This window comes from Dehalococcoidales bacterium, assembly GCA_035529395.1.
GTDB lineage: Bacteria > Chloroflexota > Dehalococcoidia > Dehalococcoidales > Fen-1064 > DUES01.
This window is the reverse complement of sequence record DATKWT010000114.1, coordinates 1-12,741: the sequence shown is the minus strand read 5'-3', so window position 1 is coordinate 12,741 and position 12,741 is coordinate 1. Positions and strand designations below refer to the sequence as shown.

Below are 12,741 nucleotides of genomic sequence, written 5' to 3'. Positions count from 1 at the left end.
TCCGTATCAAGACTGAAGGAAACCCCTCGCGATAGTGCCTTTCTGCCGGCCTCAATGCCCCTGATAGTCCGCATCTCAGCTACCCTCCACGGCAACCCGCAGGGACTCAACGAGGGACATTATCCTCTCCTGCTTGAGCGGACCGGAAGTACTGTCTTTACCACCGATAAGGCAAGCGGTCGATTCAAACAGGGTATCGATAATCTTGAGGTTGTGCCTGGCTATCGTCCGACCGGTCTCGGTGTTCTCGATAAGCATATCGGCATCCTCGGGCAGGAATGCTTCGGTGGCTCCCCAGGTAGGTATTATCCTGTACATGCCGAGTCGGTTTTCCCTGGCGTATCTGTCGGCTATATTCACGTATTCAGAGGCAACCCGGAAAGGCTCGGTGCGCCCGGCGATGAACTGCCTCAGGCCGTAGACATCGTCGGCAGGAACATCCTGGCTGACCACGGCCACCATTCTCACCCTGCCTGAATTGAGGTCAAGGAGCTCGGTCACCGGACTGCCCGGGAACATAGTGAGATGGTCGGTCAGCCAGTCGCGACCGGTAATGGCCATATCAAAGTTGCCGTTGGCTACCTGCAGCGGCATGTCCTGCGGCCGGATTACCTTAATCACGACACCATCCAGACTGCTCTCGGGGCGGCGGTTGCCGTTGGCCGAAGGATAGTCATGCACCTGGATACCCGCCTTCGCCAGGAGTTCGGCTGTCGGGGCCTGCTGGTGTCCGTCAGGCAGGGCAAGGCGTACAGTATTTTCTCCGGCTGTCCAGGGTGCGGATGGGACGGCAGATTCTCCGGCAGGAACCTTACGTACAAGGCGTTCCTGTGCTGTCGGCATCCCGCCGTCCAGGGAATCCAGGACTTCACTCAGGTCCTTCTGTTCCCAACTGCTCTTGTTGGCAATCAGGAAAGCGCTGTGGTGCAGCAGGGTGCTCACCGGCGCCAGACCGCAGTCAATAAGCTCCTCCTCTGTCGTGCGTGATACCAGGGCCAGCATAGCACTTTCCGGAGGGTAGACCTCGGCGGCTCCCCACAGGGGAAAGATGCTGAATCGGCGTAACCGTAGATTCAGGGCGAGGTACTCCGCCAGGTTGGGGTACTCACTGGCAATGCGTATCATCCCGTCTTCCGACCGGAGTTCTGCCAGGGTGGGTACAGATTGAGACCGGCTGGTTGCCAGGCAGAGGACACCGCCGCCATATCCCAGGTCCCTTATCTTGACCAGGGCGGAACTTGGATACTTGACGGAAAGCTCCTCTACCCAATCGAGTCCGCAGATGCCCATGTCGTAGTTGCCCACCGCCACCTGGATGGGGATGTCCCGCTCGTTGAAGACCTTGGCCTGAAGGTCGGGGAAACGCTTTGACCCGAGGCGGTAGCTGCGCATGCTCCGGTTGTATCCCCCCAGCCCCCAGTCGGCCTGCTTGAGCAGGATTGCTGTCTCCTCGAGGAGACGGCCCTTGGGCAACGCTATTCTAACCGGCACGTTTTTCTCCCAGCAGCACCACAACCTCATCGACGCTGTTAGCTTCAGACCTTTTCTGACTGGTGAGGTCGGTAATTGCGAACTGTGGCGGCTGGCTCTGAACGTTAACCACCCACTTCATGTCGGTGGGTACCTGCCCATCAAGGTCGAGTTCCGCGGCGTAGCCGGCATCCCGAAGACACCTGGCGACCCGGAAGCTCTCACGTACCGTTTCGGACTGGTCTTCTACGTACCTGATGAGCACTCTTTCCGGAAGTTGCCCGTCCAGGGCCTCCGGCGTTATCAAGTCCATCAGGTGGTCGACGCCGAGAGCAAAACCTGATGCCGGGACCTGCCGGCCGCCCATCAGCGGTATGAGGTCATCGTACCTGCCGCCACCGACGACCCTCTCGTCACCGGCTGCGATCTCAAAGATGACGCCGGTGTAGTACTCGAAGCCCCTTCCCGAAGCGATGTCAATCCGGTAGTCGTAGCCCAGGGTTTCCAGGAGCTCGACTATTTCTATGAAGTTATTCAGGGCAGGCTCGAACTCGGGCAGGTCCCGATTGAACAGGGATTTCAGGTTGCGGAGGAACCCCGGCGATTGCCCCTTGAGGTCGAGCAGGGGAGTCAGCGTTTCACCCAGCTCCGGTGTCCTTGCCGTCAGCCGGGTAAGTGCAGTCTGGTCGCCGTCCAGAATCCGGTCAAATACCGATGCCTGTTCCTGTGGGCTCAGCCCGAACCTGGTGAGAAGCGCCCGTATCAGACCGGAGTGGGAAAGCCTCAGCTCCAACTCTTTGAGGCCGAGTTTCTTGAGCACGTCCATGGCCAGGGTTATCAGCTCCACGTCCGCCACGGTAGAGCCGGCACCTATCAGTTCCACGCCGCACTGCCATATCTCGCGGTTCTCCTTGCCGGTCTCCTCGAAGATGAAGATGTTGGCCACATAGAAGAGCCGGGCCAACTCCGACTCTCCCGGTGAGTCAATATAGGACCTGGCCACCGGGATGGTGGCATCCGGCCGGAGTACCACCCTCTCACCGCTCCAGCCGTCCCAGTCGAGGAAGGAGTACACCTTGCTCAGTTTCCCCGGAGTCAACGTCCCTGTGGAAGTAAACAGGTGCAGGTACTCAAGGGTGGGTGTCCTGATTTCCTGATAGCCCCCCTTGAGGCAGCAGTCCCGGAAGCCCCCCTCTATGAGACGGAACCTGTTCATCTCTCCCGGTGACAGGTCTCTGGTCCCCTTGCATCTCTGGACTCTCATGTGATATCCTTCACGAATCTCAGGTGATTATACAATTCTACACCACTTTTACCGGGCACTCAACGTCCGATGTTGAATCGGAACTAGCCCCGTGCTATTATCAAGGTTATGATACACCGACGGACTTTCCGGGCCACACTTCGCGCAGTACGCATACTGTTGCTACTGGGCCTTATCAGTCTGGCATCTACCGCTATGGTGACCCGGGCGGCGGCACCGACGATTTTCATCCTTGAAGTCAAGGGGATTATCAATCCCGTCTCGGCGGACTACGTCAACCGTGGCATACAAGAAGCGGAAGATGCTGGAGCCGTCGCCTGTATCATCCAGATGGACACACCGGGCGGACTGGATACCGCGATGCGCGATATCGTCCAGGATATCGTCAATGCGCGTATTCCAGTGGTGGTCTATGTTTCCCCCTCCGGGGCACGGGCGGCTTCGGCAGGGGCCTTCATAACTGTAGCTGCCCACGTCGCTGTTATGGCACCGAACACGGCAATCGGGGCGGCCAGTCCGGTGTCCATCGGGGCCGAGGGTGAGGAACAGATGTCCGAGACGATGCAGGATAAGGTACTGAATGATGCCGCCGCCTACATCAGGAGCATTGCCGAAGCCCACGGACGCAACATGGACTGGGCGGAGCGGGCGGTCAGGGAAGCCGTCTCGGCCACCGAGCAGGAAGCCCTGGAGCTCAACGTTATTGACCTGGTTGCTCCCGACCTTGCATCACTCATATTGCAGCTCGATGGCTGGGAGACCACTCTTCTGGGCGGTACCGTGGTGACGATAGAGACTGCGGGCGCCGTCCTGCACCACATGGAGATGAGCTGGGTGGAGGAGTTTCTCTTCGCCATCACGGACCCGAACATTGCCTATGTTCTCCTCGGCCTGGCCTCCCTCGGTCTCTTTGTTGAGATATCAAACCCCGGTCTCATCTTCCCCGGGGTTGTCGGTGGTATCTGCGCGATACTGGCCTTCTATTCACTGGGGAACCTGCCGGTGAACATTGCCGGCATTTTGCTGGTGGTGGGAGCGCTTGGTCTCTTCATCACCGAGGTGTTCACCAGCAGCTTCGGGTTACTTACCGGCGGAGGTGTAATTGCCCTGGTCCTGGGCTCGTTGATACTGTTCAAGGGAGGGCCGCTCTTCCAGGTGAACCCGTGGCTGATTGGCATCGTTGCTACCTGCATCGGTGCACTGGCCGCATTCGTAGTTACCCGTGTCATGTCTGTGCATAAACGGCAGCCGTCCAGCGGATGGGAAGAACTGGTCGGCAAGACTGCCGTGGTCAAGGTAGCCCTGGCCCCGGAGGGGACCGTTCTGTACAAGGGTGAACGCTGGACGGCGGTCTCGGAGGAAGGCCGGGTGAAACCCGGAGAGAATGTGGTTATCAATCGGGTGGACAGCCTGAAGCTATACGTCACGAAGCTACCGAAAGAAACCGGCGAATGAAGGGGAGCGAAATTGACTCCGGTTGTTATCGTTGGTATCGTCGTCTTCGTATTGCTGGCCGTGCTTCTGTGGTCGCAACTGGTAGAAGTGTTCCAGACTCTGAAAGCGGTCTTACGTAGACCGCAAACCGGGAAGGAAGCGTTGAGAGGAAAGACAGCCACTGTCAGGACGGCGCTGGAACCTGAAGGGACTGTCTCTCTCGGAGGTGAACTCTGGAAGGCAATATCGCCGGAAGGGTATATTGAAGCCGGGGTAACAGTTATAATAAGAAAGATTGAAGGCCTTAAGCTCTTTGTAATCAGGAAGGTATAAGGAGGTATTTTGTTGCCTGATTTTATGGTTGATTGGTTTGATATGGAACCGTGGGGAATTGCCCTTATCGTGGTACTCATCGTTGGCTTCCTGGCGCTTGTTATCTGGCGCGGAATCCTTGTGCATCGTCAACGAATATCGGCCGGTAGGGAGGACCTGATTGGGAAGACGGCCATGGTCAGGAATGCCCTCGAGCCCCAGGGTACGGTCTTCATTCAGGGCGAACTATGGACAGCAGTTTCAGAGGAGGGTAGTGTGGAACCCGGGGAGAAGGTGGTTATTACCGGAGTCGACAATCTGGTACTGCGCGTGATACCATCACATGAGAAAGAATAAAAAAACCAGAGGAGGTAAGTGAATGAGCACTCCAATCATTATCGGTATCATAGCACTGATTATCGTGGTACTGATTCCATCCACCGTCAAGATACTGAAAGAGTACGAAAGGGGCGTAATCTTTCGCCTGGGACGCCTGCTGGGGACAAAGGGCCCCGGTTTCTTCCTGATTATTCCCTTCGTCGACCAGATGACAAAAAGGGACCTCCGGGTGGTAACCATGGACGTCACCCCGCAGGAGGTCATAACCAAGGACAACATTACCGTTCGCGTGAATGCCGTAATCTACTTTCGGGTGGTTAACCCTGAGGATTCGGTTGTGAATGTGAATGACTACATCCGGGCTACATCTCAGATAGCGCAGACGACCCTGCGGAACGTGCTCGGACAGTCCGAACTCGACGAACTGCTGACACAGCGGGAGAAGCTGAACCTGATGCTACAGAAGATAATCGACGAGCATACCGACCCCTGGGGCATCAAGGTTGCCACGGTTGAGATTAAGGAAGTTGAGCTCCCCGAGCAGATGAGGCGGATGATGGCCGCCCAGGCCGAGGCGGAGAGAGAGCGTCGTGCCAAGATTATCCATGCCGAAGGCGAGTTCCAGGCCTCGGAGAAGCTGGCCCAGGCCGGTGCTATCATTGCCCGCGAACCGGTCACACTGCAGTTGCGCTATCTCCAGACGCTCACCGAAATCGCCACCGAGAAGAACAGTACCGTCATCTTCCCACTGCCGATGGACCTCATCAAGATGTTCATGGAAAGGGGCAGCGGTAATAAGTCCGGTGAGAGTGACAGTAAGTAACCCACGGTAGGCATCCTGTAGAGAATCAGGGAGTAGCCTGTACGATACGTTCGGCAGGTTACTCCTGCTGTTTCTGCTGCCGGAGAGTGACATCGCCGGCCAGTATCCGCTTTAATGTGCCATCCGGAAGACGTAGCAGCAGGCATAGCCTGTACGATACGTTCGGTGGGATACTACCTAGTCCCACAAATCCGCGCAACAGTCAGATTCTGTGTTTCCTCACTCCGCTCGGAGTTCTGGCTCTAGCAGGGCACTGAAGAACCCTTTCGGCCATCCCGCCTGGGCCACACGGGATAGGGCGTATACTAGTGTGAAGGTTCTATTGAGTGGAAGACGAATCAAGGGGGACACCCCCTTGAAATCCCCCTCAAGAGGGGTTGCACCCCTCTTTGACACCCCAAAACGGTGTGAAGGACAATTTCAGGCAGGGTTCATTTACACCTTATAGACTAGCGCGCTGTTCCGGCAAGAGTCTGGGAAAGCGACTACAAGCGGAGTGTAAAAGGGGCTACACCCCTTCTGAGGGGCGCTCCCTCTGAACTCCCCTTTTTCAGCAACCTGCTAGCTGGTATTTCTGTCACCAAGTACTACTCCTGCTGTCTCTGCTCACGGAGAGTGACATCTCCGGCCAGTATCCGTTTTGGTGTGCCATCCGGAAGGCGTAGCAGCAGGCTGCCGTCCGGCTGAACAGACTCTGCGGTGCCTTCAAGAGTCGTTTCTCCCGAGGTCACGCGGACCGCTTTTCCCAGGGTCACCAGACGGCGTCTCCATTCCTCGTAGACCGTTTCACTTTCCGGGGCAGCCAGGTAGAGTCGTTCCATCTCACGGAGCAGGCACTTCACCAGCTCCAGACGGGATACTTCCCGACCCAGTTCCCGGGAAAGACTGGTGGCAACGGGCAGTATCGCCGGGAAATCGGCCGGGTTGAGGTTGACGTTTATGCCGATACCAACAATCGCGTAGTCCACCTTATTGGACTGAACACTGGCCTCGACCAGAATACCGCACACCTTCTTGCCGTCAAGGAGGACATCATTCGGCCATTTGAGTTGCGGTCTGAGGCCGGTGACCGTCTCGATGCTGTGTACCACTGCCAGGGAAGCTGCCATGATGAGGGAGTGAAGGTGCTCCCGGTCCGGGTACAGGACCACCGAGAGGGCGATGTTACCCCGGGGAGAGAGCCAGGTGCGTTTGAGTCGGCCCCGTGCCGCAGTCTGCTCGTCAGCGATGATGACCGTTCCCTCAGGGGCGCCATTAAGTGCTTCCTGCCGTGCCGTCTCCATCGTTGTCCTCAGGCGGGGGTAGTAGAGTACCCTCTGCCCGAGAAAGCTGGTCTCCAGGCCACACGTAATAAGGTTTGCGGATAGGTCCTTATCTGACATCGTCACTAATCAGGATGATAGGCTCGCAGCACCCATCTGTCAAGCGGAGCGGTCCAATAGCCGTGCTGCCGGGAGCCAGGGATTGCCTTGACGGTTGGTGGATGGACTGCTAACATAACCGCAGTATCCTGCATGGATAATCCCCTTAGATAAGATTGCCGCGCTGTTCATCTTTACATAACCTGGACTCCCGAGACACAATACAGAGGGGGCAAAAGTACCCCAACAGGAAAGGAGCATTCTATTCATGGCTACAGTGAACACCGTACTCGGACCGATTGACAGTAAAGACCTGGGCTTTGCCCTGATGCACGAGCATGTTCTGGTTGGCTTTGCCGGGGTATATCGGGACTATCCTGAGCTACTCGGCACCGACCCGCTGGAACGTGCTGTCAACGAGCTCAAGCAGGCCAAAGAAGGGGGAATCGAGACCATTGTCGATGCTACCACCACCGACCTGGGTCGTGACATCGAAATGATAGCCGAGGCCTCACGCCGCAGCGGGGTGAATATCATTGCCGTTTCCGGATGGTGGCTGGACATTCCCATGTTCTTCCGCGGCGCTTCCGTTGAGCAGCTCACCGAGGTGTTTGTCCGTGAGGTGGAAGAGGGTATCTCCGGCACTAATATCAAGGCGGGGATACTGAAATCGGCCAGCGACTACGGAGAGGTCACGCCGCAGGCACAGGTGGTCCTGCGGGCAATCGGGCGCGCCCACCTCAAGACCGGTGTCCCCATCATGCTGCATTCCTACTCGCCGGGGCAGGTGGGCCGGCAGCAACTGGCAATCCTGCAGGAAGAAGGGGTTAGTCCGAAGGGGGTCAAACTCGACCATTCCAACGATACCACGGACATAGAGTACCTGACCTGGCTTCTGGAGCAGGGATGCTACCTGGGGCTGGACCGCTATCCGGGGAGGGGAGTCAGTCCACGGGCGCGCACGAATACCATGAAAGCACTAATCGATGCCGGCTGGGCGGGCCGTCTGTGCCCTTCACATGACCGTTCTGCCATCAGCTTCATCGGTCCCAACTGGCGGCAGATAGAGGAGGAACGGAAGCGCTACAACCCGCACGGGTTCCTTTACATAAAGGACGCGGTCTTTGGCCAGCTCCGGGAGATGGGTGTCAGTGAGGACGTAATCAGCGGTCTCTGTGTCAACGGTCCTCGGAACTTCCTGGAGGGCGTCTAACAGGATAATGAAAAACCCTTTCGACCATCCCGTCTGGGCCACACGGGATAGGGCGTACACCAGTGTGAAGGTTCTATTGAGTGGAAGACGAATCAAAGGGGGCGCCTCTCAGAAGAGGCGAAACCCCTTGTTCAGAACCTTGCTGAGTCTATTACGGTCGTATCATCTTAAAGGAGCCTGAAATGTCATCTACCGGTTCTGGAGCACAATCCCTGTTTGAATCCTGCACAATTGGCAGATTGAAGCTGAAGAACCGCTTTATGCGGTCGGCGACCTGGGACGCCACCGCCGATATCAATGGTGCAGTGACCGATACCTCGGTGGCGATGTACCGGGAATTGGGCAAAGGTGGAATCGGTCTCATTGTCAGCGGATATGCCTTTGTATCTTCACACGGCCAGGCGAACCCGGGCCAGTACGGCATACACAGCGACGACATGATTCCGGGTATGCGGCGGATGGTTGAAGCTGCCCACCAGGACGGCGCCAGGATTGCATTGCAGATTGTCCATGCCGGTATCAACTCGGGGTACCTCGTCGGGAAGGGCGCTACCCTCCTGGCTATCTCCGAGATGCCGGAGATGAAGCGGCCGCATCGGGAGATGACTGAAGAGGACATCGAAGGCATTATCGCCGACTTTGCCGCGGCGGCAGTGCGCGGTCGGGAGGCCGGTTTCGATGCCATCCAGCTTCATGGTGCGCACGGCTACCTGATGAGCCAGGTTATCTCGCCCCTGTTTAACCGGCGGACGGACCGGTGGGGTGGTAATGCTGAGAAACGGAGGAGGTTCCATCTGGAGGTGATACGCCGGATACGCCAGGCAGTCGGTGGTGACTTCCCCCTGATGATAAAGTTCGGTGTGATGGACGACCGCGAGGGCGGTGTTGCCCTGGAAGAAGGCATCGAGACGTCACAGCAGATGGTGGACACCGGGATTGATGCCATCGAGGTCAGCGCCGGTGTCGGGCAGGTAGCCCTCACGGTGAAGGAAGGCGACCCGGAGCGGACGCCCTTCCGGGAGAGGGCTGCTGCTGTCAAGCGAGCAGTGAGCGTGCCGGTAATGGTCGTCGCGGGGATTCGTACCCTAGAGACGGCGCAGAGTATTGTCAGTAGCGGTGACGCCGATATGGTATCGATGTGCCGCCCCTTCATCCGTGAGCCGGGTTTGCTGGTCCGCTGGCAGAAGGGCGACACCGCTCCGGCGAAGTGCATCTCCTGCAACCGGTGTTTCCCCATTGTTTCCCGGGGGGAGCCACTGGAATGCGGTGAAGAGCGACGGCTGAGAGAGGAAGGAGCCGCGGTTTCGTAACGGTGTTAGATTGCGCGCCACTGGACTCAGTGGCGTGTCACGAAGCAATCTCAGAAGACTGTTGCAGCATGACCCGTTAACGGTAAGGAGACATCACCATGATAGATGAGAAACTGGTTGAGAACATTCGCAGGTATGGTACCTTCCGTGATGATGGTTCGGGAAGGCGTCGTGTCCTCGATGATATCGGTTATCCGACAGGGGAGAGCGCCGACTATGCCATTATCATGGGCTGCTTTCAGCCGGAGGCAATGCCTCACGTTCTTAAGGACCTGAAGGCCCTGCTTGACCACTTGCAGGTGAGCTATACTCTGCTGTCAAAGGAGTACTGCTGCGGCTGGATGGCCTTCGGGCAGCCTGCGGTGATGGCCAGGAACGAGGAGGACATCGCCAGCTACCGAGAGCTTTCGCGGGAGTTTGTCCTGGAGAACTTCAAGCAGGCTAAAGAGCTCGGGGCGAAGTCCGTAGCCCTCTTCTGCGGTGCCTGCGAACCGAGCTATACCAACTGTGCCGACGCCACAGACCTTGAGGTCATCTCGTACAGTGAGCTTCTCGGCCGTCACTGGAAGGGCGGCCGGCTCGAGGAGGCAATCGACTACTACGCCGGCTGCTACCGGTTCCGGCGGCGCGTCACCTCACATCCGGTGGACATCGAGCATGCCGCCCGATTGCTCGGAAGGGTCGACGGGCTGAAGGTGAATCACTTGGACAGCACGCGCTGCTGCTATATCCCTCCCCACATGGAAGAGCTTGCCGGCAGCGTCACCAGCGACACCGTGGTCACAATCTGCACCGGCTGCTACCAGAACGTCAGGAGAAATCTGGCCGAAAAGGGTAACTGCCAGGTGAAGATGCTCCCCGAGGTATTGCTGGAAGCGGTACGCAACCAGTAGCTGCTGGTTCATGGTCCCCAGTGCTACCAGTTGGCGTGTCCCGTTTTGCCAACACAATCCAGGAAGTCCAGTAACTCATGGGCGGTCCATTTCGGGGCCTCAATGGCCGTCATGTGGCCGCATCCCGCCATAATGACGTGGCGGTTGTCCGGAATCTCTTTTGCCATGAGCTCAGTGGGTTTCAGGAAGACAATGTCGAACTCCCCGACTAACAGCAGGGTGGGGCACTTGACCTGGCGCAACCCCTCGACCATCGGGTCGGGGTCGGTGTAGAAACTCTGTCTGAACTCGATAAACGCCTGCTGGCTGACGCGGTGCTGGTAGAAGCCGTCCAGTACGTCGAACAATCTGTCACTGTACGGGTGCTGTTCCATCTTGAAGGTGAAAACGCCGGGGTTGGCGCGCCATCCGGCCTTCCTCTCCTCGTAGGTCGGCGTCGGTTGGGTCGCCGCATTCTGCATAGCCTGCTCCATAGCCGCGCGGGCGAGCTCGCGGTCCTCTTCGGTGATATCCCTGCCGTCGGGGTGGTACATCGTGGGTAACGTCTCGGAACCGGTATCGGTCAGCATCTGGCTAAGCAGTCGGTCCGAGTGCCTGATTCCGAAGCGGGCAGCGTACATGCCGCCGGTGGCGTGACTGAGCAGATGGAACTTGTCGATTCCCAGGTGGTCGGCCAGGGCATTGAAGTCCTCTCCCATCGTCTTCTCGTCATAGCCTTTGGGCTCACCCTCAATCACGGTGCGACCGTGGCCCCGCATGTCTATCGATATCACGCGGTACTTCTCGGCCAGGTCGGCGGTGACTCCGGTAGCACTCCAGTACGAGGTGTCCTCGCTCAGTCCGTGGTTGCAGATTATGGGCTCTCCCTGTCCCACATCCTCGTAGTAAATTCGTGCGTTTCCGTTCTGGAAAAATGCCACTTCTTGCCTCCTGTGTTCTTTCAGTATTCCCGTATTGAGACCGGCAGATAACAGCTACCAGTTTGCACGGCCTGTTCTGGACACGCAGTCCAGGAAGTCGAGCAGTTCACTGGTGGTCCACTTCGGGTCTTCAATGGCCGTCATGTGGCCGCATCCCGGCATGATGACGTGACGGTTATCCGGGATTTCCTTTGCCATGAGCTCACTGGGTTTGTAGAAGACGTAGTCAAACTCACCGAGTAGTATCAGGGTGGGGCAGATGACCTGACGCAGTGCCTCTACGCGCGGGTCGGGGTCGCTGTAGAATGTAAGCATGAACTCCATTATCTGCCAGCGGTCCTGCCGGTGCAGGAACCCGTCGTATATGGGCCACATAATGTCGCTGTACGGGTGCTCAGCCATCTTGAAGAGAAAGACGCCGGGGTTGGCGTGAGTACCGGCAGATATCTGCTCAACGGTTGGCAGCTCTTCCGGCATGGGCGTCTCCGCATCGAATTGTGGGGGCATAACAGTCAACTCATCTCCCCGGGCATCGTACATCGTGGGCCGGGTCTCGGAACCGGTGTCGGTGAGTATCAGGCTGAGAAGCCGTTCCGAACGGTACATCCCGTATCGTGCCGCCACCATGCCCCCGGTGGCGTGACTGAGCAGGTGGAACTTGTCGATTCCGAGGTGGTCGGCCAGGGCATCGAAGTCGGCCGCCATGGTATCGGCATCATACCCCTTGGATTCACCTTCAACCACGGTACGGCCGTGCGCCCGCATATCCATTGATACCACGCGGTACTTCTCGGCCAGGGCGGCGGTAACGCCAGTCTCGCTCCAGTAATTAGCATCCTCGCTCAGGCCATGGTTACTGATTATAGGGTCTCCCTGGCCAACGTCCTCGTAGTAAATTCGTGCATTGCCATGCTGGAAAAAGGCCATAGTCGTTCCTCCTCTGTATTCCATCTATCTGTCCGGGATTCGCCGCGATGGGGCGATGGTCTGGTTGTCCCTTGCAGGTTGCTGTGGTTATGTTACGCTACTGACTGTGGAGTGTCAATGTCGTTAAGTGAACCTCTGACAGAGTGATGAGAAACCCTTTCGACCAATCCCCGTGCGGCCCAGATGGAGCGCCCCTCAGAAGGGGCGGTGCCTTCCCCTTCCTGGCCAGGAAGGGGGAAATAATTTTATCTGGGGTGACACCGGCAGAATCTGGTTTCGGATTCTGCTAACGTCATTCTGTAAGAATGACGCCCAGACACCCCTGCCATAAGGGGGTGCCCCTCAGAAGGGGCGAAGCCCCTCTGGACTCCCCTTTTTCAGTCCCTGTTAGAGTAATAGTTCCATTTGAGAGCAGGGTAATAATGCAGGGCAAACGAAGTTTGTATTAAGAAAACTTACCCTCACTGCAGGGAGG

12 protein-coding genes are annotated in these 12,741 nt (G+C 57.5%); 7 read left to right on the top strand and 5 right to left on the bottom strand.

The window, feature by feature from the left end; genetic code table 11:
• Positions 1 to 75: 75 nt before the first annotated feature.
• Together hisG and VMW13_07390 are read right to left on the bottom strand one after the other, a co-directional pair.
• On the bottom strand, positions 76 to 1,491 hold the full coding sequence (gene hisG, locus VMW13_07395) for an ATP phosphoribosyltransferase (GenBank protein HUV44638.1): 1,416 nt from the start codon (positions 1,489 to 1,491) through the stop codon (positions 76 to 78).
• On the bottom strand, positions 1,481 to 2,734 hold the full coding sequence (locus VMW13_07390; protein HUV44637.1) for an ATP phosphoribosyltransferase regulatory subunit: 1,254 nt from the start codon (positions 2,732 to 2,734) through the stop codon (positions 1,481 to 1,483). Before VMW13_07390 ends, hisG begins: the two co-directional genes overlap by 11 nt.
• A 159-nt stretch (positions 2,735 to 2,893) precedes the next feature.
• On the opposite strand from VMW13_07390, the gene VMW13_07385 reads away from it, so the two are divergent.
• From VMW13_07385 to VMW13_07370, 4 genes are read left to right on the top strand one after another with little or no spacing between them, the layout of a single operon-like run.
• Entirely contained in the window at positions 2,894 to 4,189 is a 1,296-nt protein-coding gene (locus tag VMW13_07385) for a nodulation protein NfeD (protein ID HUV44636.1), read from the top strand.
• 12 nt (positions 4,190 to 4,201) lie between these two features.
• Positions 4,202 to 4,501: an NfeD family protein gene (locus VMW13_07380; protein HUV44635.1), complete on the top strand. Its 300-nt coding sequence runs from the start codon at positions 4,202 to 4,204 to the stop codon at positions 4,499 to 4,501.
• A gap of 12 nt (positions 4,502 to 4,513) precedes the next feature.
• Positions 4,514 to 4,837: an NfeD family protein gene (locus tag VMW13_07375; GenBank protein ID HUV44634.1), complete on the top strand. Its 324-nt coding sequence runs from the start codon at positions 4,514 to 4,516 to the stop codon at positions 4,835 to 4,837.
• A 22-nt stretch (positions 4,838 to 4,859) separates the two neighbouring features.
• Entirely contained in the window at positions 4,860 to 5,642 is a 783-nt protein-coding gene (locus tag VMW13_07370; GenBank protein ID HUV44633.1) for a slipin family protein, read from the top strand.
• A gap of 587 nt (positions 5,643 to 6,229) precedes the next feature.
• Here VMW13_07370 and VMW13_07365 read toward each other — a convergent pair.
• Positions 6,230 to 7,024, bottom strand: a complete 795-nt coding sequence (locus tag VMW13_07365) for a biotin--[acetyl-CoA-carboxylase] ligase (GenBank protein HUV44632.1) — start codon at positions 7,022 to 7,024, stop codon at positions 6,230 to 6,232.
• Between the two features lie 247 nt (positions 7,025 to 7,271).
• Between VMW13_07365 and VMW13_07360 the strand changes: the two genes are divergently transcribed.
• The 3 genes from VMW13_07360 (at position 7,272) to VMW13_07350 (ending at position 10,419) form a co-directional block, all read left to right on the top strand.
• Positions 7,272 to 8,216: a hypothetical protein gene (locus VMW13_07360; protein HUV44631.1), complete on the top strand. Its 945-nt coding sequence runs from the start codon at positions 7,272 to 7,274 to the stop codon at positions 8,214 to 8,216.
• Between the two features lie 182 nt (positions 8,217 to 8,398).
• Positions 8,399 to 9,526 carry an NADH:flavin oxidoreductase gene (locus VMW13_07355; GenBank protein HUV44630.1) on the top strand — a complete coding sequence of 376 codons (1,128 nt, stop codon included), beginning with the start codon at positions 8,399 to 8,401 and terminating at the stop codon, positions 9,524 to 9,526.
• 98 nt (positions 9,527 to 9,624) lie between these two features.
• On the top strand, positions 9,625 to 10,419 hold the full coding sequence (locus tag VMW13_07350) for a (Fe-S)-binding protein (GenBank protein HUV44629.1): 795 nt from the start codon (positions 9,625 to 9,627) through the stop codon (positions 10,417 to 10,419).
• Positions 10,420 to 10,442: 23 nt separating this feature from the next.
• Here the strand turns inward: VMW13_07350 and VMW13_07345 are convergent, their stop codons facing one another.
• Together VMW13_07345 and VMW13_07340 are read right to left on the bottom strand one after the other, a co-directional pair.
• On the bottom strand, positions 10,443 to 11,339 hold the full coding sequence (locus tag VMW13_07345) for an alpha/beta hydrolase (protein HUV44628.1): 897 nt from the start codon (positions 11,337 to 11,339) through the stop codon (positions 10,443 to 10,445).
• Positions 11,340 to 11,393: 54 nt separating this feature from the next.
• Positions 11,394 to 12,266: an alpha/beta hydrolase gene (locus tag VMW13_07340; GenBank protein ID HUV44627.1), complete on the bottom strand. Its 873-nt coding sequence runs from the start codon at positions 12,264 to 12,266 to the stop codon at positions 11,394 to 11,396.
• Positions 12,267 to 12,741: the final 475 nt, after the last annotated feature.

Bases quoted from the DNA above. Each gene is read 5' to 3' on its own strand.
- VMW13_07390 (HUV44637.1), bottom strand. From the start codon at position 2,734: ATGAGAGTCCAGAGATGCAAGGGGACCAGAGACCTGTCACCGGGAGAG.
- VMW13_07370 (HUV44633.1), top strand. From the start codon at position 4,860: ATGAGCACTCCAATCATTATCGGTATCATAGCACTGATTATCGTGGTA.
- VMW13_07365 (HUV44632.1), bottom strand. From the start codon at position 7,024: ATGTCAGATAAGGACCTATCCGCAAACCTTATTACGTGTGGCCTGGAG.
- VMW13_07360 (HUV44631.1), top strand. From the start codon at position 7,272: ATGGCTACAGTGAACACCGTACTCGGACCGATTGACAGTAAAGACCTG.
- VMW13_07355 (HUV44630.1), top strand. From the start codon at position 8,399: ATGTCATCTACCGGTTCTGGAGCACAATCCCTGTTTGAATCCTGCACA.
- VMW13_07350 (HUV44629.1), top strand. From the start codon at position 9,625: ATGATAGATGAGAAACTGGTTGAGAACATTCGCAGGTATGGTACCTTC.
- VMW13_07340 (HUV44627.1), bottom strand. From the start codon at position 12,266: ATGGCCTTTTTCCAGCATGGCAATGCACGAATTTACTACGAGGACGTT.